The sequence below is a fragment of the Streptomyces sp. NPDC007971 genome (assembly GCF_042958635.1).
Classification (GTDB): Bacteria; Actinomycetota; Actinomycetes; order Streptomycetales; family Streptomycetaceae; genus Streptomyces.
The window spans coordinates 427,702-451,343 of record NZ_JBIBJK010000002.1 but is presented as its reverse complement, the minus strand read 5'-3'; the positions used below and the strand labels follow the sequence as shown (position 1 = coordinate 451,343).

Here is a 23,642-nt window from a genome sequence, read left to right as displayed (position 1 = left end):
AGGGCGTACCGCGCTCGGGCACGCGGCTCGGGCTCGGGCTCGGGCTCGGGCTGGAGAATCCGGGTTCGGACCAGAGGCGCGAGGTTCGTGGCCCGGGTGCGGCGCTCGGGGCCCGGGTGCGGCGCTCGGGGCCCGGGTGCGGCGCTCGGGGCCCGGGTGCGGCGCTCGGGGCGCAAGGGGTGCGCGCGGCGGTGGTGCGTGCGCCACGCGCCCCCCCTCGGCCCGACCCGTCTCACACGTTGATCGGGTGCGACGTCCGCCCGGAATCCGCGTCGATCTCGCCGTGCGCCTTGGTCAGCAGTTGCATGGCCAGTTCGTTCAGGGCGCGGGCACCCGCTATCTCCTCGCCGACTCTGGGCTGGTTCGCGTCGATGCGGTGGCGGCTGGCGTGCCCGTGCGCCCGGATCTCGGTGCCGTCGGGCAGACGCACCAGGGCGACCGCGCGCGTGCGCGTGTCGTCCTCCTCGAATTCCAGCTCGACGTGCCATCCCACAACGGTGTTCATCATGTCGACCACCTCCGGAAGAGCGCTGATTCCAGGGTGCTCCCGCGGGCCCGGAACGTCACGTGGAGGCCAGGTCGCTCCGCGGTCCCCGGCACTCGGTCCCGGTCTCCGACACTCGGTCCCGGTCCCGGTACTCGGTCCCCGGCCCCCGGTCCTCAGTCCGCGGCCGGCTTCTCCTCGAAGCTGGCGAAGTAGGCGGCGACCATGTCCTCGTCGCCGTGTCCCTGGGCGGCGGCCCGTGCGAAGCGTTCGGCGGTCGCGGCGGCGACGTCGAGCCGTACGCCGTTGCCCGCGCCGGCCGCCACGATGAGCCGCGCGTCCTTCTCGGCGGTGGACACGGCGAACGACGCCGGGGTCAGCCTGTCGTCGAGCACCAGAGCGGACTTGGCCCGCAGGTACCCCATGTCGAGCGGCCCGCCCGCGATGAGGTCGAAGAAGCTCTGCGGGTCCACGCCGAGGCCCTTCGAGAGGGCCAGCACCTCACCGGTCGCCGCGGTGGCCGCGAGCACCCAGCTGTTGGCCACCAGCTTCAGCCGGCTCGCGCTGCCCGCGGCCCCGTCGTCGCCGGTCCACACCGTCTTGGCGCCGACCGCGTCGAAGACGGGCGTGACCGTCTCCAGGCCCGCCTCGGGACCGGCGGCCAGCACCGTCAGCTGACCGGCCTCGGCGGGCTGGCGGGTGCCGAGGACGGGGGCGTCGTAGAACACCAGCCCGTGCTCGCGGGCGAAGTCGGCCAGGTCGGCGACCAGTTCGATGCCGGCGGTGGTGCACTGCGCCCACACGGCACCCGGACGCAGTGCCGGAGCGGCCTCGCGCATCACGTCCAGGACGGTGTTGCCGTCGTACAGCATGGTCAGCACGACATCGGCGCCCTCGACCGCCTCGGCGGGCGTACCGGTGACCCGGACCCCGTCCGCGGCCAGCGGCTCGGCCTTCTCCCGGGTGCGGTTCCAGGCCCTGACCGCGAGCCCGGCGCGGGCGAGATTACGGGCCATGGCGGCGCCCATGATGCCGGTGCCCAGGACGCTGACGGTCGGCTTGTCGGTCATTGACGGCTCCCTCTCCTACGGTTCCTGTCCTCTGCTCCCCCGTCATCTTCGTACGGAAGCCCCTCGGAACGGCTCCTTCCGCGGCGGGTGCCGAAGTCGGCTCCGCCAAAAGCGACACCCTGCACGACCAGCAGACCTGCCGCCGCGAGCCGGGGCGCACCGAACCGCTCCTTGAAGAACAGGGCGCCGATGGCCGCGCCGACGATGATCGACATCACCCGCCAGGCCGAAAGGAAAGCGCCTGGCAATAAATGAAGCGGAGCCTGGCGTGTATGCACAGGCTCCGCTTCATGTAGTAGCGGGGACAGGATTTGAACCTGCGACCTCTGGGTTATGAGCCCAGCGAGCTACCGAGCTGCTCCACCCCGCGTCGTTGTAGGAACACCCTACGCCACTCAGCGGCATCCAGTGACCAGTCCTCGGCTGACGACGCCCTTGGCTAGAGGTCGGAGCAGGTTTGGCAGATGGCCTGGCCGCTCTGGGACCGAGCGGGCTCAAAAGGGCCCACGCCTCAGCCACTACCCGACGACCAGCCCCCCGACCAGCCAAGTCATTACTGCATGAGCAGCGCTTGACTGAGGACTCGCGCAGGGCCGCGATCGGAGCGAGGCGAAAAAGGGGGGTGAGCTGCGGATTCGTCGGCGTCAGCAAGGCCCGAAGGTCCGCCTGCGGCTCACTTGACCGCGTGCGCGAGGAACTGCGTCCAGGCGGCCGGGGTGACCTTCAGCTGCGCGGTGTCGGGGGTCTTGGTGTCGCGGATGTGGATGGTGGCGGGGGTGGTGGCGACTTCGACGCAGTCATTGCCGTTACTGCTGTCGCTGTAGCTGCTCTTGAACCAGCCCAGGGCTACTTCCACGCAGTCACCGGGTTCGTTGCTGCTGCTGTAGCTGCTCTTGAACCAGTGGAGTTCCGTGGCACTCATAGTCACCCCAGTACTTCCTCGATGAAGGCCAGGCTTTCCCTCGGCGGGAGAGCCTGGGCCCGGATCATCCCATACCGCTGATCAAGGACCCTGAGATCCCTCGGGTTCGAGATCGGGCGGCTGTTGAACGCGCCCTCGGAACGCCCGATGCCTGTGCCATCGCCGAACTTCAGCACCTCGATCACGCCGTGCATTCCTGCGTGCTCCTCGCGATCGGTCGGCATGACCTGAATCGACACGTTCCGCAACTGCGCCACCTCCAGCAGGTGTTCGAGCTGTCGACGCAGCACCATTTTCCCTCCGAGCGGGCGTTCTGACGTCACCTGCTCCTGGACAAAACTGAGCGCCGGTGCAGGGTCCCGCTCGAAGACCGACTTACGGGCCATGCGCGCAGCAACCTCCCGCTCGATCACATCCTGGGAGAGCGGGGGCTGCCGAATCTCGTACAGCGACTTCGCATACTCCGAGGTCTGCAGCAGGCCATGGATGTTGTGGTTGCCGTACATCAGCAGCTCAACCGCCCGCGCCTCCATCTCGGCCAGCCTCCGCACCTTCTTCGGATACCGAGCCCTCTCCATGTCCTTCATGAACGCCCTGAGATGCCCCCCTGCGCCTTCAGGATCCCGTCGACCCTGTCCAGGAACTCGGGTCGGGGAATCCGCTGCCCGCGCTCGATCTTGCGGATCATGTCCTCGCCGTAGCCCATGACCTCGCCCAGGTCGGCCGCCCGCATACCGGCCGCCTCCCGGCAGACCTTCAGCAGATGCCCCACCGCCTGGACCAGCGGCTCGATCTCGTCCCCGGGCTCGACGTCCCAACCCGACTCGTCCACACCCTCGTTCACGCTCACACACCTCCACCGCGCACCGGTACCCCTACGCCCCGCGGGACAGCCGAGACAGCCCAGGACAAAGCCGGGACAGTCACGCTACGCACAGGCGTCATCACTCCCTTGCGTAAGCAGAACCGGCCACGCTGAGTGACGTGAATAAAGAAACCGCCGCCGTCATCCCCCACGCTCTACGTCGTCGCCGACACCCTCCGGATCGAGGTCACCGACACGCGCGGTGACCTTCTCCCCCACCACGCATGCCCGGCCCCCGACGGCGAGTCGGGCCGCGGCCTTCTCCTTGTGGCGGCGCTGGCCGACCGCTGGGGCGTCGCACAAGGCCCACACCCGCGCAAGACGGTGTGGGCCGAGGTGAGGCTGCACGGAGACGGCGGCCGGAGTCGGCCGGCCCGAGCCCATTGACGCCGCATTACCGTTCCTGCTGAACGGGGGGAAATCCAGCGGCCCCGAACCGGCATGCCTGAAATGGTTCGGGGCCACCCTGGAAATCGATGCCCTCTAGAAGGCATTCACACTGTCGACAAGCAGAGACTTGTTCGGCTCCAGGACGTAGAACTCGATGCGGATGGTCTTCCGATCGGCCGGATTCGGGAAATCGAGGGTGCTCGTGACAAGAGACCACTCACCGTCGGCGACGAACGGTGCGGACATGGCCCGGTCGGGGTCCGTATCCAGTTGCCAGATGTTCAGCGCTCCCCGGACCGAACCCGCGTCGCCTGCGCGGACCCATGCGAAGGCAGAGATCGCCGCCAAGCGCTCGGGGATGACTACATCCTGCCCGACGGAACCTGCTGCCTGCGAGGACGTCAGAGACAGGTAGAGGCTGCCGGACTTGGGGGGTACGGGCTGCCCGGCCGGCGTCAGTACAGGATTGAATTCGAGGGTGGTGGAATTGGGATAGTTGATGCGGACCCAGTGATCTTCCTTGCCCTCAAAGCTCGGGTTTATCAAGAATGACATCTTCACCTCCTTTCGAGCGACCAGGCGATGAATCTACTCCGGATCCCCCCACCCGGCCAGGACTAGACGTAGCGTATTTCTGAACACCATTTACCCCAGTGGCAGCACCAGGGAAATCCGACACCCCGGGCAGCTTTACACGCCCAGACCCCAACTCCGCTATTGATTCGGAATGCATCACGGGGACATAAAAGAAGCCGGTGAGGGTGCCCCGTCCCCACGGATCCCTCACCGGCGGTCTTTCACTGGCGGTACGTCAGACGTGTACCAGCTGCCGTTCCCCGTCGGGGTCGGCGTCCTTGCGCTCGTCCGGCGTGCGCAGCCCCTCGCCCTCGACGTCGACGTTGGGCAGGACGCGGTCCAGCCACTTCGGCAGCCACCAGGCCGTCTTGCCGAGCAGTGCGAGCACCGCCGGGACGATGGCCATGCGGACGATGAACGCGTCGAAGAAGACGGCGACGGCGAGGCCGAAGCCGATCATCTTGATCATCGACTCGCTGGAGCCGATGAAGCCGGAGAAGACGGCGATCATGATGATCGCGGCGGCCGTGACCACCCGTGCGCTGTACTTGAAGCCGGTCACGACGGCCTGAGTGGGCTTCTCCCCGTGGACGTACGCCTCCCGCATGCGGGTCACGAGGAACACCTCGTAGTCCATGGCGAGGCCGAAGACCACGCCGACCATGAAGATCGGCATCATCGACATGATCGGGCCGGTCTGCTCGACGTTGAACAGGCTGGACAGCCAGCCCCACTGGAAGACCGCGACCACGGCACCGAGGGCCGCCAGCACGCTGAGCAGGAAGCCGAGGGCCGCCTTCAGCGGGACGAGGATCGAGCGGAAGATCACGATCAGGAGGAGGAAGGCCAGGCCGACGACCAGGGCGAGGTACGGCAGCAGGGCGTCGTTCAGCTTCTGCGAGAAGTCGATGTTCATCGCCGTCGAGCCGGTGACCAGCACCTTCGCGTCGGTCGCGGAGGTGATGCCCTCGCCCTTGTCGCGGATGGCGTGGACCAGGTCCTCGGTGGTGGTCGAGGACGGCTTGGACTTCGGGACGACGGTGATCGTCGCGGTGTCACCGGCCTTGTTGGGCATGGGCGGGGTGACGGTGACGACGTCCTTGAGGCCCTTGATCTCGTCGCCGACCTTGGTGAAGGCCTTCTTCGGGTGGTCGCTGTCCTTGGCGTCGACCACGACCATCAGCGGGCCGTTGAAACCGGGCCCGAAGCCCTCGGACAGCAGGTCGTAGGCGCGGCGCTGGGTGGTGGAGACCGGCTGGGAGCCGTCGTCCGGCAGGCCCAGTTCGAGGGAGGCGGCCGGGACCGCCGCCGCACCGAGGCCGATCACACCGAGCAGCAGGACGGCGACCGGGCGCCGTACGACGAAGCTGGCCCAGCGGGTGCCCATGTTCGGGCGGGCCTTCTTCTCGGCGCTCTTGGCCCTGCCGCCGCCGAGCAGCTTGCTCTTCTCGCCGGCCGGCTTGAGCCTGCGGCCCGCGTAGCCGAGCAGCGCCGGGATCAGGGTGAGGGCGATGAGGACCGCGATGGCGACCGTACCGGCGGCCGCGACGCCCATCTTGGTCAGCATCGGGATGTCGACCACGGACAGGCCGACCAGGGCGATGACGACGGTCAGGCCCGCGAAGACCACCGCCGAGCCGGCCGTACCGACGGCGCGTCCGGCCGCCTCCTCGCGCTCGCGGCCCTCGGCCAGTTCGGCGCGGTAGCGGGAGACGATGAAGAGGGCGTAGTCGATACCGACGGCGAGGCCGATCATCGAGGCCAGGGTGGAGGTGGTGGTGCCCAGGTCGAGGGCGTTCGCGAGCGCGGTGATCGTGGAGACGCCGATGCCGACGCCGATGACCGCGGTCAGCAGCGGGAATCCGGCCGCGAGCAGCGAACCGAAGGTGATGACGAGGACGACCGCGGCGACCGCGAGGCCGATGACCTCGCTGTTGCCGGTCTCGGGCGTCGCCTGCAGCGCGTCACCGCCGACCTCGACGGTGAGCCCGGCGTCCCGCGCGTCCTGCGCCGCCTTCTTCAGCTCGTCGCGCGAGGAGTCCTTGAGCTCCATGCCGGAGACCTTGTACTTCACCGAGGCGTAGGCGATCCGGCCGTCCTTGCTGACGGCGTGCCCGGTGTAGGGGTCGGCGACGGAGACGACCTCGGAGCCGCTCTTCAGCTCCTTGACCGTCCTGTTCACGGCCGCCTTGTTGTCCTTGCCGGTCATCTTCTCGCCGCTCGGCGCCTTGAAGACGACCCGCGCGGTCGCGCCGTCGGCGCTCATCCCGGGGAAGCGCTGTTCCAGCAGGTCGAAGGCCTTCTGGGCCTCGGTGCCGGGGATGGAGAACGACGAGTTGCCGGCGGCGGGCGCGGAGGCCGCACCGACCCCGGCGAGGGTGAGCAGCGCCACCCATATGAGGGCGACGAAGTGCCGTCGCCGGAAGGCGAGCCGGCCGAGTTTGTAGAGGAATGTGGCCACGAGGGCGTACTCCCGGTCAGGTCGTTGGGTTCATCAGGGCAGGGGTGATCAGCCCGACGACGTGAGCGGTGACGTCAGGTGGTGGGCTTGCTGGGGAGAGGGGTCAGCCGGTGGTGACGCCGAGGGCGGGGAGGACCACGGCGTCGATGTACGAAAGCAGGAAGTCCTGCGTCGGCGGCAGCTCGTCGAGCATCGTGCGGGCGGCGAAACCGCCGATCATCATGTGCATCACGTAGGCGAGCGCCGGGTTGTCCGCTCGGACCTCACCCCGGTCGACCGCCCGTTGCAGCACACGCCGGAAGTCCGCCGTCTCGGGCTCGATGAGATGCTCCCGGAACGCCCGCAGGAGGTCCGGATTGCCGTGGATCGCCATGGCCAGACCCCGCATCAGCGCGGAGTTCTGCTCCATCTCGCAGTCGTCCGAACGCATGGTGAGGGCGTGCAGGTCGCCCCTGAGCGACCCGGTGTCGACCTCGTCCGCGGACCCGCCCGGCTTGTTGTGCCGTACGGCCTTCGCCACCAGCTCGGCCTTGCCGCCCCACTGGCGATAGAGCGTGGCCTTGCTGGACCGGGTGCGGGCGGCGACGGCGTCCATGGTGAGGGCGTCGTAGCCGACTTCCCGGAGCAGGTCGAGCACGGCGGCGTACAGCTCGGCCTCGCGCTCGGGCGTGATCCGACTGCGACGCACGGCGGCGATCTCAGTCATCTTCCTCACCCCTCCTGCTTCGGCTGCCGCTTCGGCTGCCGCTTCGGCTGCTGGTACACATCCTGCTCCACGTACCGCTTCGAACGACACGGTTCCGTACACGTAAAAGGTACCGCAGATTCTAGCGAAACGAAACCGTTTCGTACGTGTGCTGCCTCACGAGTGTCAGTTCCGCATAAGGGGTCGGGCCCGCCCCCACAAGTTGCTGGGCCCCCGCCCCCGGAAAAGCATGGGGAGGTGAGCTATCTGCGCTTCCCCCACCTCAGCGGCGACCTGCTGTGCTTCGTGGCCGAGGACGACCTCTGGCTGACCGCCCTCGACACCCCGGGCCGCGCCTGGCGGCTCACGGTGGACCGCACGAAGGCCGGCCCTCCCCGCTTCTCCCCCGACGGGCGCCGGATCGCCTACACGAGCTGGCGCAGCCTGGTGCCCGAGATCCACCTCGTCGGCGTCGACGGCGGCCCCGCGCGGCAGTTGACGTACTGGGGCAGCACCGACACCGAGGTCCGCGGCTGGATGCCCCCCGACGAGGACGGCAGGAGCGACATCCTCGCCGTCGCCTCCCACGGCGAGCCCTTCTCCTACTTCACCTGGGCCTACATGGTCACCCCCGACGGCGACCCCGGCCGCAAGCTGCCCTGGGGCCCGGTCGCCGACATCCAGGTCGCCGACATCGACGGCGCGCACAAGACCCTGCTGCTCACCGGCACCCCACCGCACGAACCGGCCTCCTGGAAGCGGTACCGGGGCGGCGCCATGGGCCGGCTGTGGCTGCACGGACAGCGGCTGCTGCCGGACATCGGCGGGCACCTGGAAGCCCCCATGTTCGTCGCCGGCCGGATCGCCTTCCTCTCCGACCACGAGGGCGTCGGAAACCTCTACTCCTGCGCGTACGACGGCTCGGACCTGCGCCGCCACACCGACCACGACGCGTTCTACGCCCGGCAGGCCGCCGGCGACGGCACCCGGGTGGTCTACCAGTGCGCGGGCGACCTGTGGCTGATGGACGACTTCGCCCCCGGCGCCGTTCCGCGCAGGCTCGACATCCGGCTGGGCGCCCCGCGTGCGGGGCGCCGCAGGTACCAGGTGCCGGCCGCCCAGCACGTGGACGGCATCTCCGTGGACGAGACCGGCCGGGCCAGCGCCGTCGTCGTCCGCGGCAGCCTGTACTGGCTCACCCACCGGGACGGCCCGGCGCGCACGATCGCCGACACCCCGGGCGTACGGGTCCGGCTGCCGGAGATGCTCGGCTCGACCGGGCAGATGGCGTACGTGACGGACGCCGAGGGCGAGGACGCCATCGAGATCGCCCAGCTGCCCCGTGCCACCGGCGACCGCGCCCCGCGCCGCCTGGCCTCCGGGGAGCTGGGGCGGGTCCTGGAGATGGTCTGCGACCCCCTGGGCGAGCGGCTGGCCGTCGCCTCGCACGACGGACGGCTGCTGCTGATCGACGCCACGGACGCGACGGCCGGAGCGGTCGGGGAGATGGGGGAAGCGGTCGGGGAGATGGCGGAAGCGGTCGGGGAGGCGGCGCAAGCGGTCCGGGAGGTGGCGGAAGCGGTCGGGGAGGTCGGGGAACAGGCGCGGGCGGACGGGGAGGGCTCGGAGGGGTCGGAGGGGTCGGACGACGGGGCCGCCGGTGACCCGAGCGGCACGAGCACCGGTACCCCGGACGACAAGGCCACGGACGGCACGAACGACGAGAACACTCAGGACCCGAACGGCGAGGCCGCTCCTGACGCGAACGGCGAGGCCACTCCTGACCCGAACGGCGCGGCCGCCGGCGGCCCGGGCGGCGCGGCCACCGGTGGCACGAACGGCGCGGTCGCCGAGCTGATCCGGTCGGTCAACGGCCCCGTCCGCGATCTCGCCTTCTCCCCGGACGGCTCCTGGCTCGCCTGGTCCCACCCCGGCATCGGGCGCTCGCTGCGGCAGATCAAGCTGGCCCGCATCAAGGACCGGCACATAGTGGACGTCACCAACGGCCGCTTCGAGGACGAGAACCCCGTCTTCACCCGCGACGGCCGCTATCTCGCCTTCCTCTCCTGGCGCGGCTTCGACCCGGTGTACGACGTCCACACCGGCGACCTGTCCTTCCCGCTGGGCTGCCGCCCGTACCTGGTACCGCTCTCCTCGGCGACCCCCTCCCCCTTCGCCCTGAACCCCGAGGGCCGCCCGGCCGCCGGCGGGCTCGACCCCGTCGAGGACGAGGAGACCGGGGAGAACGGCACGGTGATGGTGGAGGTGGAGGGCCTGGAGAACCGGGTGACTCCGTTCCCGGTCATCGCCTCCAAGTACTCGGCGCTGCACCCGGTCGCGGGCGGCGGCCTGGTCTGGCTGCGCTGGCCCATCTCCGGCGCGCTCGGCGAGACCTTCGTCAACCCGGCCGACACCAGCGGGCGGCCGACGCTGGAGTACTTCAACATCACCAAGGCGAAGAAGTCCGAACTCGTCGACCACCTGGACTGGTTCGTGGTGAGCGGGGACGGGACCCGGCTCGTGGTGGTCGACGAGGGGGATCTGCGGGCGGTGCCGTCGACCGAGTCGGGCGACAGCGACACGACCGTGTGGATCGACCTGCGGCGCATCCTGCACGAGGTCGACCCGGCCGCCGAATGGCGCCAGTCCTACGAGGAGGCCGGCCGTCTCATCCGCGCCTACTTCTGGGACCCGGGCATGAGCGGCATCGACTGGGACGCGGTGCTCGCCCAGTACCGGCCGCTCGTCGAACGGGTCGCCTCCCCCGACGAGTTCGCGGACCTGCTGCGCGAGGTCCTGGGCGAGCTGGGCACCTCGCACGCCTACGTCACCGCCGCCCGCCGCAACGAGGGCCCGCGCCACTACCAGCGCTGGCAGGGCCTGCTCGGCGCCACCTTCGCACGACGCGACGAGGGGTGGACGGTCCGACGCATCCTGCCCGGCGACTCGTCCGACTCCAAGGCACGCTCACCGCTGGCCGGTACGGGCATCCGGGAGGGCTCCGTCCTGACCCATGTGGACGGCCGGCCCGTGGACCCGGTGACGGGACCGTACCCGCTGCTCGCGGGCGCGGGCGGTACGACCGTGGAGCTGACCTTCGTCCCGCCCGAGGGGAACGGGGGTCGGACCGCCCGGCGGGTCGCCGTCGTCCCGCTCGTCGACGAGCGTCCGCTGCGCTACCAGCACTGGGTCGCCAAACGCCGGGAGGTCGTCCGGGAGCTGAGCGGCGGCAAGTGCGGCTACCTGCACATCCCCGACATGGGCGGCTCGGGCTGGGCCCAGTTCAACCGGGACCTGCGCATGGAGGTGTCGCGGCCCGCACTGATCGTGGACGTGCGCGGCAACGCGGGCGGCCACATCAGCGAGCTGGTCATCGAGAAACTGACCCGGACCATCCTGGGCTGGGACCTGACCCGCAACGCGCAGCCCGTGTCGTACACCTCGAACGCACCCCGGGGCCCGGTCGTGGCCCTGGCGGACGAGGCGACCTCCTCCGACGGCGACATGATCACCGCGGCCTTCAAGCTGCTCAGGCTCGGGCCGGTCGTCGGACAGCGCACCTGGGGCGGCGTCGTCGGCATGACGGGACGGCACCGCCTCGGCGACGGCACGGTGATCACGGTGCCGATGAACGCCGCCTGGTTCGACGCCTACGGGTGGTCCGTGGAGAACCATGGCGTCGCCCCCGACCTGGAGGTCCTGCGCACCCCCCTGGACTGGGCCGAGGGCCGCCACGTGGAAATGGACGACGCCATCCAACTGGCCCTGGACCTCCTGGAGTCCAACCCGGCGGCCGTCCCCCCGGACTACACCGACACCCCGAACCGCACCCGCCCAAAACTCCCCCCGAGAACAACCTGAACCAACCTGAAGACACACCCTGTAGAGGGGCCACGCCCTGAAGGAGCGCGGGGACCCCTGACTGCCCTGACTGAAGGGGCGCGGGGAACTGCCCCCCAGGAACGAGGAACGCGAGGAACCACGCGCCCTGAAAGGGGCGCGGGGAACTGCGCAAAAGCCCCCCACCACCCCGCACCCGCCAACGCACAACGCGTACCCCAGGGGCGCGGGGAACTGCGCAAAAGCCCACGGCCCCGCACCCGCCAACGCACCCGCAGCACACAGAACCGACAGCGTGGGGCACCCCAAAGAAGGGGCACCCCACACCATTTCGGCCAAGGCCGAGCGCAGCGACTAGGCGTCGTAGTCCTGGTCGAGCCGGTCCCGCATCTCCTGCTCCGTGTCCTGGATGTCACGGTAGTTCTGCTTGCCGCGCTCGCCCTGCTGACCCGGCTTGCCCTGCTTACGCTGGTCCTGCTGCTGACCGCGCTGCGGCTGGCCCTGCTGCTGGCCCTGCTGCCCCTGCTGCGGGCCGCGCTGCTGCTGACCCTGCTGCTGACCGCGCTGCTGGTTGGACTTGTCCTTCATACCCATGTGGGTTCACTCCTGTGGTGAGTGAGAGTGGGGGTTCGGCCTCCAGATGGGGCCTCGACCAGATTCACACGGAGGAACACAGGGCGCATTTCGATCAGTTACGGTGCGTAGAGCGCGCCGCTTCGTCAGCCTCCCCACCTGCACCGACGAGTCCGGAACGCATCCCCTGCAAACGGGGAGCGAACCGCCGCATCTCACGCTGGCCCACACTGCCGATCAGCGCCGGCAGATATCCGCGCACCCCCTGCATGCCGCGCAGCCACCACTGCCCGTACACATGCGCCGAGCGCCGCTCGATCCCGGCGACGATACGGTCCACGGCCGGGCCCAGCGGATACGTCTTGTTGGACGGCCACGGCAGCCGCTGCCGCAGCTCGCGCATCACCTCGTCCTGGTCGGCGCCGCGCACCATGTCGGTGTCGGTCCAGGACAGGTACGCGACACCGACGCGCACACCCTGGTAGCCGACCTCGGCGCGCAGACTGTGCGCGTACGCCTCCACGCCCGACTTGGAGGCGCAGTACGCCGTCATCATCGGCGCCGGCGTGATGGCGGCGAGCGAGGCCACCTGCAGCAGGTAGCCGCGGCTCTCCACGAGCACCGGCAGGAACGCGCGCGCCGTCACCGCCGAACCGATCAGGTTCACTTCGATGACGCGCCGCCAGGCCTGCGGGTCGGAGTCGGCGAACGGGCCTCCGCTCGCCACACCGGCGTTGGCGACCACGATATCGACCTTGCCGAACCGCTCCTTCACCTCCTGCGCGACCCGGCTCATCGCCTCGTGGTCGGTGACGTCGGCGTACCAGTACGCGCTGTCGGTGTGCAGCCGCTCGGAGACCGCCTTGAGCGCCTCCTCCTCCAGGCCGACGAGCGCCACCTTCGCGCCGCGCGCGGAGAGCTTGCGCGCGAGCAACTCGCCGACGCCGCGCGCCGCTCCGGTGACGACGGCGACCTGACCTTCGAGGCTGACCCTGCTCATGCGCCCTCCTTGACGTGCTCTGCGGGGGTGGGACGGGACTCGGACGGGGACGGGGACTCGGACGGGGACCCCGGGGTGCTCCCGGTGACGTACGTGGTGACCAGTTCCCGGATCTTGCCGGTCACCCACCGGGGCGCCTCGATCGGGGTCATGTGGCCGACGCCGGGCAGTTCGGTGAGGCCGATGCAGTGGGGCAGCGCGGCGGCCAGCGCACGGGCGTGCACGGGTGGCGTGAGCCGGTCGGACGCGCCGTGCACCACTTCGGTGGGCGTGTGCAGCTCGCGTACGCCGTGGTCGAGGTCGAGCGCCGCGAGAACGGCGGCCCAGGCGTGGCGCACGGCGCGCGGGCAGGCGTGCACGATCCGTGCGCACGCCTCGACCATGTGCGGAGACGAACCGGCGCCCATGGTGGCGTACTTGAGGATCCTCTTCGCGACCGGCGTGACCGGTCCGAGGGGAGCGCGGGATCCGAGGATGTGCCCGGTGATCCAGGTGCGCACGCGCCCTTCCCGCAGGGGCACCACGCGCGACTCGGCGACCAGCCGCGAGCTGCCGGTGCTGCACAGCAGGACGGCGGCGGCGTGTTCGCGGAAACGGGGGCGCGCGGAGGCGGCCATGACCGTCATGCCGCCCATGGAGTGGCCGACGATCAAGGCCTTCTCCCCGCGTGCCAGGGTCTGCGCGAGCACCGCTTCGAGGTCGTCCGCCAGCGCGCCGGTGGTGCACGCGGGACTCGCGGGACTGCGCCCGTGTCCCCTCTGGTCGTAGGCGATGACCCGGTGGTCGGCCGCCAGCTCCTGTATCTGGGCCGCCCAGAAGGCGGTCGAGCAGGTCCAGCCGTGGGAGAGGACGACGGGGGGCGCGTTCTCGGGCCCGTGCACCTCGACGTGCAACCGCGCCCCGTCGGCGGAGACGACGGTGAGTTCGCGGGCGGGCACGGGCGGGGCGTAGGGGCCGGAGGCCACGGAGGTGAGACGGCTCATGCGGCAGCCTCGCTCTTCTCCCCGGTGGCCTTGCTCTTCTCCCCGGCAGCCTCGCTCTTCTCCCCGGCGTCCCTGCTCCTCTCCCAGCCGGCCTCGCCCTTCTCCCCGGCGGGCGCCCCCTTCGGCCTGTCCGCGACCTTCCGGATCACCTCGTACTCCGCCAGGTCCACCCGCCGTGTCGCGCGCCGGAACTCCGTCGTCGTACCGGGCCAGATGGTGGTGTTGCGGCCGCTCGCGTCGAGGTACCAGCTGGTGCAGCCGCCGGTGTTCCACACGGTCCGCTTCATGCGCTCCTGGACCGCGTGGTTCCAGGCGTCGACGGCGGCGGGCCGGGCGTCGAGGGCGGCGCGGCCTCCCCCAGTGCCTTGAGGGCCTGGGGGGACCCCCAGGACGTCGAGCTGGCGCAGATAGTCGGCCATGTAGTTCAGCGCGGACTCGATCATGAGGATCATGGAGGAGTTCCCGAGGCCCGTGTTGGGCCCGATGATCGTCATCCAGTTCGGGAACCCGGCCGCCGAGGCGCCGCGCAGCGCCTGCATGCCGTTCTTCCAGGCCTGTGCGAGCGTGATGCCCTCCGCGCCGACCACGCGCTCGGCGATGGGCATGTCCGTGACGTGGAAGCCCGTGCCGAAGATGATCGCGTCGACCTCGGCCTCGGTGCCGTCGGCGGCGACCACGGTCGACCCGCGGACCTCGGTGAGCCCGCTCGCGACGACGTCCACATTCGGCTGGGCCAGCGCCGGGTAGTACTCGCTGGACAGCAGGATCCGCTTGCAGCCGATGCGGTAGTCCGGAGTGAGCTTGGCGCGCAGGGCCGGGTCCTTGACGGCGCGGGCCATGTTGCGCTTGGCGAGCCGTTCGACCAGGCCGAGTTCGTCGGGACGCTTGGTGAACGCCTGCACCTGCAGCTCCCTGATGCCCCACAGCACTCCGCGCCTGACCTGCGTGGTGAAGGGCAGCGCACGGTGCAGCCGGCGCTCGGCGCCGCTGATGGCGCGGTCCATCCGCGGCATCACCCAGGGCGGGGTGCGCTGGAAGAGCGTGAGCCGGCCGGCCTCGCGCTGGACGGCGGGCACGATCTGAATGGCGGAGGCTCCGGTGCCGACCATGGCGACGCGCTTGCCGCACAGGTCGTAGTCGTGGTTCCAGCGGGCCGAGTGGAACACCGTGCCCGGGAAGGAGTCGAGCCCCGGGATCTCGGGGATCCTGGGGTCGGACAGCGGCCCGGTGGCGGAGACCACGACGTCGGCCGTGAGCGCGCCGCGGGCGGTCTCGATGGTCCACCGCAGGTTCTCGGCGTCCCAGGTCATCATCTTCACTTCGGAGTCGAAGCGGATGTGCGGGCGCAGACCGAAGACGTCGGTGACGTGCTCCAGGTAGGCGCGGATGTGCTGCTGCCCGGAGAAGGTGCGCGGCCAGTCGGGGTTGGGCGCGAAGGAGAAGGAGTACAGGTGGGAAGGGACGTCGCAGGCGCACCCGGGGTAGCTGTTGTCCCGCCAGGTGCCGCCGACGCTGGCGGCCCGCTCCAGGACGACGAAGTCGGTGATCCCCTCGCGGCGCAGCCGGACGGCGGCCCCCAGTCCACCGAAGCCGGACCCGATCACCGCCACTCGTACATGCTCGTGCTCGTCCATCCCGAAGCCTCCACGCATCGCCTGGACTCTGCCAGTGAATACTGGCGCAATGGGACTGTAGAGCAGCTCCGTACCGAGCGGTAGGGGAGCGGAAAGGAAAGTTACCGGCGGTACACCATAGGCTTCGGGCGTGACGGACCACGACGGGAACAGCAGCGGACGCAAGGCCGGACGGGACGGCGCAGTGCGCGAGTACCGCATGGAGGAGCTGGCCCGGCTGGCCGGCATCACCGTGCGCACGCTGCGCTTCTACCGCGAACGGGGCCTGATCCGGCCACCGCGCCGCGAGGGCCGTATCGCCTGGTACGACGACCACCATCTGGCCCGCCTGCGCACGATCTCGACCCTGCTGGAGCGCGGCCACACCCTCAACGGCATCGCGGAACTCGCGGAGGCACTCGACCAGGGCCGCGACGTCGCCGAACTCCTCGGCGTCGACAGCCCCACCGAGGAGGAGCCGGTGCGCCTCACCCCCGAGGAACTCGCCGCCCGCTTCGAGGGCGAGGTCACCCCCGAGAACCTCGCCGCCGCCATGGACCTGGGCTACCTCGGCACCGACGGGGACCAGATCGTCCACATCAGCCGCCGCCTGCTGGACGTCTCCTCCGCCCTGGTCCGCGAGGGCATCCCGCTCGCGGAGGTCCTGGCAGCCGCCAAGCGGGTACGGGAACACGCCGACGCCCTCGCCGAACTCTTCTCCGGCCTGATCCTGCGCCATGCCCCCGAGGAGGACCTGCACCGCCTGCGCCCACTCGCCCGCAGCGTGGTGGAGGCAGAACTGTCCCTGGCCCTGGACCGCCGAATGAGCAAGCGCCCCTGAGGGGCGGCCGTCGCGCAGGCCCGGGCGGACGAGGGGCCGCACGCGGTCCACACCCATCGCGCGGGCACGAACGGCCAGTCGGGCGAGCAGGCCCGACCGGCACCAGCCCGGCCCTACAGGTCGTACACGACGGTCACCGGCGCATGATCGGACCACCGCTCGGCGTGCGTGGCCGCGCGCTCGACGAAGCCCTTGACCGCCCTGTCCGCGAGGCCGGAAGTGGCCACCTGGTAGTCGATCCGCCATCCCGAATCGTTGTCGAAGGCCCTCCCCCGGTACGACCACCAGGTGTACGGCCCCTCGGTGTCCGGATGCAGGGCGCGGACGACGTCGACGTAGCCGCCGTCCTGGGCGGCGAGCACCCGGGAGAGCCACTCCCGCTCCTCGGGCAGGAAGCCGGAGTTCTTGGTGTTGCCGCGCCAGTTCTTGAGGTCGGCCTGCTGGTGCGCGATGTTCCAGTCACCGCAGACGACCACCTGACGCCCGTCGGCGGCGGCCCGCTCGCGCAGCTCCTTGAGGTGGGTGAGGAACTCGCCCATGAAGCGGACCTTCTCGTCCTGCCGCTCCGTGCCGACCTCGCCGGAGGGCAGATAGAGGGAGGCGACGGTGACGCCGGGCAGGTCGGCCTCGACATAGCGTCCGCTGCCGTCGAACTCGTCCGACCCGAAGCCGACCCGGACCCGGTCGGGCTCGCGGCGCGAATACAGGGAGACGCCCGCGCGGCCCTTGGCGGCGGCCGGGGCGTGCACGACGTGCCAGCCGTCGGGCTGCCGGACCTCCTCGGGCAACTGGTGCGGCTCGGCGCGCACCTCCTGCAGACAGATCACGTCCGCGGAGGTCCGGGCGAGCCACTCCACGAAGCCCTTCTTGGCGGCGGCCCGCAGCCCGTTCACATTCACCGAGGTCACCGTCAGCAAAACACTCTCCTCGACCTCATGGGCGACCTCGGCGGCTGAACGCGTTCACCGAGGTCACAGTCAGCACCAGGGCACGATACCTGCACACTGGTCTGAGCCCGGTCATCCAGCAGCCCGCACGGAAGTGCCCGCATAGAAGTACGATACTTAGCATGAATATACGCCGTGTCCGTTTCGACCATCCCGATGCCGTCAAGCTCAACGACGAGGTCCAGGCCGAATACCACCTGCGCTACGGAGACGGCGGCGACGCCACCGCGCTCGACGCCAACGACTTCGACCCGCCCCGGGGCGTGTATCTGATCGCCTACGACGAGCACGACCGCCCGGTGGCCACCGGCGGCTGGCGCCTCCAGGACCGCAACGAAGAGGGCTACGAGGACGGCGACGCCGAACTCAAGCGCATGTTCGTCATCGACCGGATGCGCGGCCACGGCCTCGCCCGCCGCATCCTCGCGGCCCTGGAGGAGGACGCCCGCACGGCCGGCCGCGTCCGGATGGTTCTGGAGACGGGCACCAAGCAGCCGGAGGCCATCGCTCTGTATGCGTCGAGCGGTTACGAGCCCTGCGCCAAGTTCGGCTACTACCGCCACTACGAGGAGAGCCGCTGCTACGCGAAGCAGCTGTAGACACGATGAAGCCCCGGTCGGCTACTGCCGACCGGGGCTTCATGATGCGTGGACCTGAGGGGATTTGAACCCCTGGCCCCCTCGATGCGAACGAGGTGCGCTACCGGACTGCGCCACAGGCCCTTGCAACGAGTGAAACTCTAGCATCCCCGTCGGGGTGCTTGGAAATCCGTTCCCTGACTGGTCAGAGGCGGGCTTCCGGCACAGTGACGGCGCTCACTCGTTGGCCGCGCGGGGGCGGTCGCCGTCCTCGTACTGGTCGAAGAGCGGCGTGCGTCCTCGCTCGCGCGCCCGGCGGGCCGAGGCCGCGGTGGGGCTCTCCCCGCGGTGGGGGTCCCTCCCGCTCGGGTGAGGCCGGGAGTGCGGGAGCGAGCGGGCGCGAGGGAGCCCGTCGCCGCGGCCGTCCGCCGTCCGGTCCTCGGACGCGGGCCCGGCCTCGCCCGGCTCGGCCTGGGACACGCGGCCCGTCTCGTGCTCCGGCAGGGCCGAGCTGGAACGCGCCGAACTCCAGGTGTCGGGCGCCCCCAGGTCCACGTCGGAGGTGGCCCGCGGCGCGACCGGCGCGGTCACATAGGTGGGCAGCGGCACCGGGACCGGGTCCCAGCTGTCTCCGCGCCCGGGCCGCCGCTGCCGCTCGCGCTGCTGCTGGTCGACCCACTCGGCGTGGTCGGTCTGTTCGACGAGGGCGCGACGGTCCGCGGCCAGGGCGGAGAGGCCGGTGTCCGTCCCCGCCTGTGCACCGTCCTCCGCCTCGCCGGCGCCGGGACCCGCGTCGGGGGACACCCGCCGGCGCGGCTGGCGCTCCCGCAGCCGCTGGGCCGCGACCTCGGCCTGCCTGCGGTCCATCTGGTAGGCGAAGCGGCGGCGCTCCTGGACCCGCAGGTGGGCGATGTACGCGCTGAGCATGACCGCGGGCGCAGCGGGCGCCCACAGGAACGCGAGCCCGCTGACGGCGGCGACGACCGCACCGAGCGTGAAGGCGAGGAAGAGGACCACGGTGGTGCGCCGGCGGCGCGCGAGCACCTTCGAGCGCCGGGCACGTGCAGCGGCCGCCTGTGCCGAGGGGGAACGCCGGGCGGCCGGCACGCGCTTCTGGGCGGGCACCGAAGGGGACTTGGGTGTCGGGGCGACGGACTGGTCGCGGGCCGGCTCCGGCCGCCCGGGCGCCTCCGGCTCGGCCTCGGCGCGCGCCTGACGGCGCGTCGGAGGCACGGCGAAGGCCCGGACGTCCACCGAGTCGGTGACGGCGTCCGGATCACTGGCGTCCGGCTCCCCCTCCTGGGCGGAGCGCGCCCGCAGGTCCCTGGCGTATCGGCGCTCCATGCCCGCCCGTCCGGACAGCAGCCGGATGGCGGTGCTGAAGCGTTCCGTCGGACGGGCCTCGTTCAGCTCGTCCTGCCTACGGAGCCACATCGGCACCAAGTAGGCGGCCCAGGCCCCGACAATGACTGCGTAGATGAGGCCGCTGCTGCTCACATCTCACACGGTAGAGGGGTTTGCGTGAGGCCATCCGCCAATTGGGCCGGTGTGTCGCACGATCTGGCTGATATTTCCAGCTTTTTTTGCGACCGATGCGATCAGCACAGTGCCGAAGTGGCGAATTGAATGCCCTGAGGCGGTCGCCGGGCGATCAATTTCGAACACATATTCAATTTCAGAGGGTCGGCCGGATTCCGCGGGATGTTCTACGGCCTCCGCGGCACGTCCGGCGTGCCCGGTGCACCGGACCCGCCCTCGGCACCGGACCGGCGCTGCGCCTGCGACGCCTTCTCGGAGCGTGCCCGCTGCCAGCGCCTGAGCAACCCCTCGGGCACTTCTTCCGCCGTGAGCGCGAAGACGAGGTGGTCGCGCCAGGCCCCGTCGATGTGCAGATACCGCGGCCGCAGCCCCTCCTCGCGGAATCCGAGTTTCTCCACGACCCGGCGGCTGGGCCGGTTCTCGGGGCGAATGCAGACCTCGATGCGGTGCAGCCCGACGGTGCGGAAACAGTGGTCCACCACGAGCGCGACGGCCGTCGGCATCACCCCGCGCCCGGCCACCGACTCGTCCACCCAGTAGCCGACGTGCCCCGAGCACATCGATCCCCAGGTGATCCCGGCGACCGTCAACTGGCCGACGAGCCGCCCCTGGTACTCGATGACGAACGGCAGCATCCGGCCCGCATGGGCCTCGGAGCGCAGATGCCGGACCATCTGGCGGTAGGTCGGCCGGTGCGTGATCGGCCCGCTCGGCGTGGGCGGCGGAATCGTCGCCTCCCACGGGCGCAGCCAGTCCCGGTTGCGCCGGTTCACCTCACGCCAGACCCGTTGGTCGCGCAGCCTTATCGGCCGCAGGACGACATCTTCGTCCTCCAGCACGACGGGCCAGGAAGGGCTGTTCAGCTCGCACCCCCGCTGCTCGGTCTGGGGTGGTCGCCGCCGCGGATCTGGTCGACGGCGTGGGCCAGCAGGGGCTCCAGCACGGCGAGGCCGTCCTTCACCCCGCCCGTGGAGCCCGGCAGATTGACGATCAGCGTCCGCCCCGCCACCCCGGCCAGTCCCCGGGAGAGCGCGGCGGTGGGAACCTTCTCCCGTCCGAACGCCCGGACGGCCTCCGCGATGCCCGGCACCTCGGTCCCGATCACCGCGCGGGTGGCCTCGGGGGTGCGGTCGGTGGGCGAGAGGCCGGTGCCGCCGGTGGTGACGATGACGTCGTACCCGGCGTCGACACCCGCGCGCAGGGCCGCCTCGACGGGATCCCCGTCGGGGACGACCTGGGGGCCGTCGACGTCGAAGCCGAAGCCCCTGAGGCCGTCGGCGACCAAGGGGCCGCCCCGGTCCGCGTAGACACCCGCGGCGGCCCTGTTGGAGGCGGTGACGACCAGAGCTCGATAGGTCATGCCCGGCTCCAGTCGCCCGACTTGCCGCCCGTCTTCTCCTCCACCCGCACGTCCGTGATGACCGCTCCCTTGTCGACCGCCTTCACCATGTCGATCACGGTGAGCGCGGCGACCGTCACCGCGGTGAGGGCCTCCATCTCGACGCCCGTGCGGTCCGTGGTCTTCACGGTGGCCCGGATCTCCACGGCGTCGTCCGCGACCGACAGGTCCAGTTTCACACCGGAGACCGCCAGCGGGTGACACAGCGGGATCAGGTCCGGGGTGCGCTTGGCTCCCATGATGCCCGCGATGCGCGCGGTGGCCAGGGCGTCCCCCTTGGGCACCCCCTCACCGCGCAGCAGCTCGACCACACGGGGTGACACGAGGACCCGGCCGCTCGCGCGGGCGGTGCGCGCGGTCACGTCCTTTCCGGACACGTCGACCATGCGGGCCGCGCCCGCCTCGTCGATGTGCGTCAGTCGGTCCTGCGCAGAGGGTCCGGGGGTCTGCCCCCGGAAAGGCTCAGTCATGCTGTGAGGCGCTCCCGGTCCGGGCCCGTCGCGGTGCGGTGCACGGGCCTGTTGTGCGCGACACGGTACCGCCAAGCCGGCGTACGCACCGGGCCAGGACCCCCGTGGCCGCCCGCCGCCCCGCGCACGGGGCGGGGGCCCGGGTCCGGTCAGCCGAGCAGCACGACCTCCACGTCGGTGCCGGGCTCGACGGACTCCACGTCCTCCGGTACGACGATCAGTGCGTCGGCGTGCGCCAGCGCCGCGACCAGGTGGGAGCCTTCGCCGCCCACCGGGGTCACCTCGCCGCCGGTGTGGGTGCCGCGCAGGAACTGCCGGCGCCCCTTGGGCGAGCGGAGCGCCTTGTCCGCCTTCAGGGTGGCCCGGACGCTGGGCCGGTGGATGTCCTCCAGGCCCATCAGGGTGCGGATCGCCGGGCGGACGAACAGCTCGAAGGAGACGTACGACGACACGGGGTTGCCGGGCAGGGCCAGCAGGGGTGTGTGGTCGGGGCCGATGGAGCCGAAGCCCTGGGGCTTGCCGGGCTGCATGGCGAGCTTGCGGAACTCGACGCCGCCGCCCGCCTCGTCCTCGTCACCCACGGACGCCAGCGCCTCCTTGACGACGTCGTACGCCCCGACGCTCACCCCGCCGGTGGTCACCAGCAGGTCGGCGCGGACGAGCTGGTCCTCGATGGTGGACCGGAGGATGTCGGCGTCGTCGGCGACGGCGCCCACCCGGTAGGCGATGGCGCCCGCGTCGCGTGCCGCGGCGGTGAGGGCGAAGCTGTTGGAGTCGTAGATCTGGCCGTGGCCCAGTGCCTCGCCGGGCTGGACGAGTTCGCTGCCCGTGGACATGACGACCACGCGCGGGCGCGGGCGCACGCGCACCGTGCCCCGGCCGATCGCGGCGAGCAGCGCGATCTGCGGCGGGCCGAGGATCGTCCCGGCCTCCAGGGCCCGGTCGCCGGCCTTCACGTCGCTGCCCGCGGCGCGCACGTGCGCGCCCGCCTCGGCGGGGCGGTGCACGCGCACGTGCCCCTCGGCGCCCTCGGGGGCGAGGCTGCGCGCCCGCATCCCGTCCACGGGTCCCTCGCCGAGCCCGCCGTCGGTCCACTCGACGGGGACGACGGCCTCGGCGCCGGGCGGGATCGGCGCGCCGGTCATGATGCGGGCGGCCTGGCCGGGGCCGACCCGGACGAGGTCGGCCGCGCCCGCCGCCACGTCCCCGACGACCTCCAGGGCGGCCGGGAACTCCTCGCCTGCACCCGCGACGTCCGCGACCCGCACCGCGTACCCGTCCATGGAGCTGTTGTCGAACGGTGGCAGCGAGACCGGCACCGTGATGTCGTCGACCAGGACACAGCCCTGGGCGTCGAGCAGCTGCAGCTCGATGGGTTCGAGAGGACGGACGGTGGTGAGGATGTCCTCCAGGTGCTCGTCCACCGACCACAGGCGGTCCGGGTCGGTGGGGCGGGTCGCGGCACTGGTCAAGGTTGCTGCATCTCCTCGGCTACGTAACTGCGAAGCCAGGTCCGGAAGTCCGGGCCCAGGTCTTCACGTTCGCATGCCAGTCTGACAATGGCACGCAGGTAGTCGCCACGGTCGCCGGTGTCATAGCGGCGGCCCTTGAAGACGACGCCGTGCACCGGGCCGCCGACCTTCTCGTCCTGGGCGAGCTGCTGGAGGGCGTCGGTGAGCTGGATCTCGCCGCCGCGGCCCGGCTCGGTCTTGCGCAGTATGTCGAAGACGTGCGGGTCGAGGACGTAGCGGCCGATGATCGCGTAGTTCGACGGGGCGTCCGCCGGGTCCGGCTTCTCGACCAGGCCGCTCACCTTGACCACGTCCTGGTCGGCGGTGGCCTCCACCGCGGCGCAGCCGTAGAGGTGGATCTGCTCGGGCGAGACCTCCATCAGGGCGATCACGCTGCCGCCGTGCCGCTCCTGGACCTCGATCATGCGCTGGAGCAGCGGGTCGCGGGGGTCGATCAGGTCGTCGCCGAGGAGGACGGCGAAGGGCTCGTGGCCGACGTGCGGGGCGGCGCACAGCACGGCGTGGCCGAGGCCCTTGGGGTCGCCCTGGCGCACATAGTGCATGGTGGCCAGGTCGCTGGACTCCTGCACCTTGGCGAGTCGGCCGGCGTCGCCCTTCTTCTGCAGCGCCGATTCCAGCTCGTAGTTACGGTCGAAGTGGTCCTCCAGCGGACGCTTGTTGCGTCCGGTGATCATGAGGACGTCGTCGAGACCCGCGGTCACGGCTTCCTCGACCACATACTGGATCGCAGGCTTGTCGACTACCGGCAGCATCTCCTTGGGAGTGGCTTTGGTGGCCGGCAGGAACCGGGTACCGAGACCTGCTGCTGGGATGACAGCCTTGCTGATCCTGGGGTGCGACTGAGTCATGCCCGCAACCTTATCCGGTGCCTTTG

The 23,642-nt window shown here is 70.8% G+C and carries 20 protein-coding genes, 2 tRNA genes and 3 pseudogenes; 4 read left to right on the top strand and 21 right to left on the bottom strand.

Going from position 1 to position 23,642, the window contains the following annotated elements:
- Window positions 1-232: 232 nt before the first annotated feature.
- From ACFZCP_RS05870 to ACFZCP_RS05845, 6 genes and pseudogenes are all read right to left on the bottom strand, one after another.
- Window positions 233-508 carry a dsRBD fold-containing protein gene (locus tag ACFZCP_RS05870; RefSeq protein WP_391424375.1) on the bottom strand — a complete coding sequence of 92 codons (276 nt, stop codon included), beginning with the start codon at window positions 506-508 and terminating at the stop codon, window positions 233-235.
- Between the two features lie 152 nt (window positions 509-660).
- Entirely contained in the window at window positions 661-1,554 is an 894-nt protein-coding gene (locus tag ACFZCP_RS05865; RefSeq protein WP_391424373.1) for an NAD(P)-binding domain-containing protein, read from the bottom strand.
- A 122-nt stretch (window positions 1,555-1,676) separates the two neighbouring features.
- Window positions 1,677-1,775: pseudogene (locus tag ACFZCP_RS05860) on the bottom strand (EamA family transporter); the annotation flags it as partial.
- Between the two features lie 75 nt (window positions 1,776-1,850).
- Window positions 1,851-1,924, bottom strand: a tRNA-Met gene (locus ACFZCP_RS05855).
- 303 nt (window positions 1,925-2,227) lie between these two features.
- On the bottom strand, window positions 2,228-2,476 hold the full coding sequence (locus tag ACFZCP_RS05850) for a DUF397 domain-containing protein (protein ID WP_391424371.1): 249 nt from the start codon (window positions 2,474-2,476) through the stop codon (window positions 2,228-2,230).
- A 2-nt stretch (window positions 2,477-2,478) separates the two neighbouring features.
- A pseudogene (locus ACFZCP_RS05845) lies at window positions 2,479-3,320 on the bottom strand (helix-turn-helix domain-containing protein).
- 171 nt (window positions 3,321-3,491) lie between these two features.
- On the opposite strand from ACFZCP_RS05845, the pseudogene ACFZCP_RS05840 reads away from it, so the two are divergent.
- Window positions 3,492-3,728 (top strand): annotated as a pseudogene (locus ACFZCP_RS05840) (ATP-binding protein); the annotation flags it as partial.
- A 96-nt stretch (window positions 3,729-3,824) separates the two neighbouring features.
- Here ACFZCP_RS05840 and ACFZCP_RS05835 read toward each other — a convergent pair.
- The 3 genes from ACFZCP_RS05835 to ACFZCP_RS05825 all read right to left on the bottom strand — a co-directional run bounded on the left by ACFZCP_RS05835 (window position 3,825) and on the right by ACFZCP_RS05825 (window position 7,474).
- Window positions 3,825-4,286: a hypothetical protein gene (locus ACFZCP_RS05835; RefSeq protein WP_391424369.1), complete on the bottom strand. Its 462-nt coding sequence runs from the start codon at window positions 4,284-4,286 to the stop codon at window positions 3,825-3,827.
- A 256-nt stretch (window positions 4,287-4,542) separates the two neighbouring features.
- Entirely contained in the window at window positions 4,543-6,768 is a 2,226-nt protein-coding gene (locus ACFZCP_RS05830) for an MMPL family transporter (RefSeq protein ID WP_391424367.1), read from the bottom strand.
- A gap of 103 nt (window positions 6,769-6,871) precedes the next feature.
- A complete protein-coding gene (locus ACFZCP_RS05825) occupies window positions 6,872-7,474 on the bottom strand; it encodes a TetR/AcrR family transcriptional regulator (protein ID WP_362680808.1) in 603 nt (200 codons plus the stop codon).
- 237 nt (window positions 7,475-7,711) lie between these two features.
- On the opposite strand from ACFZCP_RS05825, the gene ACFZCP_RS05820 reads away from it, so the two are divergent.
- Window positions 7,712-11,314, top strand: a complete 3,603-nt coding sequence (locus tag ACFZCP_RS05820) for a S41 family peptidase (protein ID WP_391424364.1) — start codon at window positions 7,712-7,714, stop codon at window positions 11,312-11,314.
- Window positions 11,315-11,647: 333 nt separating this feature from the next.
- Here ACFZCP_RS05820 and ACFZCP_RS05815 read toward each other — a convergent pair whose 3' ends face one another.
- From ACFZCP_RS05815 to ACFZCP_RS05800, 4 genes are all read right to left on the bottom strand, one after another.
- On the bottom strand, window positions 11,648-11,887 hold the full coding sequence (locus ACFZCP_RS05815) for a hypothetical protein (RefSeq protein WP_391424362.1): 240 nt from the start codon (window positions 11,885-11,887) through the stop codon (window positions 11,648-11,650).
- A gap of 94 nt (window positions 11,888-11,981) precedes the next feature.
- Window positions 11,982-12,866 (bottom strand): SDR family oxidoreductase, encoded by an 885-nt coding sequence (locus ACFZCP_RS05810; protein WP_362680817.1) that lies wholly within the window; start codon window positions 12,864-12,866, stop codon window positions 11,982-11,984.
- Entirely contained in the window at window positions 12,863-13,849 is a 987-nt protein-coding gene (locus ACFZCP_RS05805) for an alpha/beta fold hydrolase (protein WP_391424359.1), read from the bottom strand. The genes ACFZCP_RS05810 and ACFZCP_RS05805 overlap by 4 nt, the downstream gene beginning before the upstream one ends.
- On the bottom strand, window positions 13,846-15,483 hold the full coding sequence (locus ACFZCP_RS05800) for an NAD(P)-binding domain-containing protein (RefSeq protein WP_391424357.1): 1,638 nt from the start codon (window positions 15,481-15,483) through the stop codon (window positions 13,846-13,848). The genes ACFZCP_RS05805 and ACFZCP_RS05800 overlap by 4 nt, the downstream gene beginning before the upstream one ends.
- Window positions 15,484-15,682: 199 nt before the next feature.
- Here ACFZCP_RS05800 and ACFZCP_RS05795 point away from each other — a divergent pair, with 199 nt between their 5' ends.
- Entirely contained in the window at window positions 15,683-16,303 is a 621-nt protein-coding gene (locus ACFZCP_RS05795; protein ID WP_391424718.1) for a MerR family transcriptional regulator, read from the top strand.
- 113 nt (window positions 16,304-16,416) lie between these two features.
- Here the strand turns inward: ACFZCP_RS05795 and ACFZCP_RS05790 are convergent, their stop codons facing one another.
- The gene (locus tag ACFZCP_RS05790) at window positions 16,417-17,220 is read right to left on the bottom strand and encodes an exodeoxyribonuclease III (RefSeq protein WP_391424355.1); all 804 of its coding nucleotides are present in this window, start codon (window positions 17,218-17,220) and stop codon (window positions 16,417-16,419) included.
- Between the two features lie 152 nt (window positions 17,221-17,372).
- Here ACFZCP_RS05790 and ACFZCP_RS05785 point away from each other — a divergent pair, with 152 nt between their 5' ends.
- A complete protein-coding gene (locus tag ACFZCP_RS05785) occupies window positions 17,373-17,849 on the top strand; it encodes a GNAT family N-acetyltransferase (RefSeq protein WP_391424352.1) in 477 nt (158 codons plus the stop codon).
- A 49-nt stretch (window positions 17,850-17,898) separates the two neighbouring features.
- On the opposite strand, the gene ACFZCP_RS05780 is transcribed toward ACFZCP_RS05785, so the two are convergent.
- The 7 genes from ACFZCP_RS05780 to galU form a co-directional block, all read right to left on the bottom strand.
- A tRNA-Ala gene (locus tag ACFZCP_RS05780) sits at window positions 17,899-17,972 on the bottom strand.
- A gap of 93 nt (window positions 17,973-18,065) precedes the next feature.
- On the bottom strand, window positions 18,066-19,325 hold the full coding sequence (glpR, locus tag ACFZCP_RS05775) for a gephyrin-like molybdotransferase receptor GlpR (protein ID WP_391424350.1): 1,260 nt from the start codon (window positions 19,323-19,325) through the stop codon (window positions 18,066-18,068).
- A gap of 209 nt (window positions 19,326-19,534) precedes the next feature.
- On the bottom strand, window positions 19,535-20,206 hold the full coding sequence (locus ACFZCP_RS05770; protein WP_362680835.1) for a GNAT family protein: 672 nt from the start codon (window positions 20,204-20,206) through the stop codon (window positions 19,535-19,537).
- A gap of 20 nt (window positions 20,207-20,226) precedes the next feature.
- The gene (locus ACFZCP_RS05765) at window positions 20,227-20,727 is read right to left on the bottom strand and encodes a MogA/MoaB family molybdenum cofactor biosynthesis protein (RefSeq protein ID WP_362680838.1); all 501 of its coding nucleotides are present in this window, start codon (window positions 20,725-20,727) and stop codon (window positions 20,227-20,229) included.
- Entirely contained in the window at window positions 20,724-21,236 is a 513-nt protein-coding gene (moaC, locus tag ACFZCP_RS05760; protein ID WP_391424346.1) for a cyclic pyranopterin monophosphate synthase MoaC, read from the bottom strand. Before moaC ends, ACFZCP_RS05765 begins: the two co-directional genes overlap by 4 nt.
- Window positions 21,237-21,385: 149 nt before the next feature.
- Window positions 21,386-22,708, bottom strand: a complete 1,323-nt coding sequence (glp, locus tag ACFZCP_RS05755) for a gephyrin-like molybdotransferase Glp (RefSeq protein WP_391424344.1) — start codon at window positions 22,706-22,708, stop codon at window positions 21,386-21,388.
- A complete protein-coding gene (gene galU / locus ACFZCP_RS05750; RefSeq protein WP_391424341.1) occupies window positions 22,705-23,616 on the bottom strand; it encodes a UTP--glucose-1-phosphate uridylyltransferase GalU in 912 nt (303 codons plus the stop codon). The genes glp and galU overlap by 4 nt, the downstream gene beginning before the upstream one ends.
- Window positions 23,617-23,642: the final 26 nt, after the last annotated feature.

Coding starts and splice junctions, on each gene's coding strand:
- ACFZCP_RS05870 (WP_391424375.1), bottom strand. CDS start 508: ATGATGAACACCGTTGTGGGATGGCACGTCGAGCTGGAATTCGAGGAG.
- ACFZCP_RS05865 (WP_391424373.1), bottom strand. CDS start 1,554: ATGACCGACAAGCCGACCGTCAGCGTCCTGGGCACCGGCATCATGGGC.
- ACFZCP_RS05850 (WP_391424371.1), bottom strand. CDS start 2,476: ATGAGTGCCACGGAACTCCACTGGTTCAAGAGCAGCTACAGCAGCAGC.
- ACFZCP_RS05835 (WP_391424369.1), bottom strand. CDS start 4,286: ATGTCATTCTTGATAAACCCGAGCTTTGAGGGCAAGGAAGATCACTGG.
- ACFZCP_RS05825 (WP_362680808.1), bottom strand. CDS start 7,474: ATGACTGAGATCGCCGCCGTGCGTCGCAGTCGGATCACGCCCGAGCGC.
- ACFZCP_RS05815 (WP_391424362.1), bottom strand. CDS start 11,887: ATGGGTATGAAGGACAAGTCCAACCAGCAGCGCGGTCAGCAGCAGGGT.
- ACFZCP_RS05810 (WP_362680817.1), bottom strand. CDS start 12,866: ATGAGCAGGGTCAGCCTCGAAGGTCAGGTCGCCGTCGTCACCGGAGCG.
- ACFZCP_RS05805 (WP_391424359.1), bottom strand. CDS start 13,849: ATGAGCCGTCTCACCTCCGTGGCCTCCGGCCCCTACGCCCCGCCCGTG.
- ACFZCP_RS05800 (WP_391424357.1), bottom strand. CDS start 15,483: ATGGACGAGCACGAGCATGTACGAGTGGCGGTGATCGGGTCCGGCTTC.
- ACFZCP_RS05795 (WP_391424718.1), top strand. CDS start 15,683: ATGGAGGAGCTGGCCCGGCTGGCCGGCATCACCGTGCGCACGCTGCGC.
- ACFZCP_RS05785 (WP_391424352.1), top strand. CDS start 17,373: ATGAATATACGCCGTGTCCGTTTCGACCATCCCGATGCCGTCAAGCTC.
- ACFZCP_RS05765 (WP_362680838.1), bottom strand. CDS start 20,727: ATGACCTATCGAGCTCTGGTCGTCACCGCCTCCAACAGGGCCGCCGCG.
- moaC (WP_391424346.1), bottom strand. CDS start 21,236: ATGACTGAGCCTTTCCGGGGGCAGACCCCCGGACCCTCTGCGCAGGAC.
- galU (WP_391424341.1), bottom strand. CDS start 23,616: ATGACTCAGTCGCACCCCAGGATCAGCAAGGCTGTCATCCCAGCAGCA.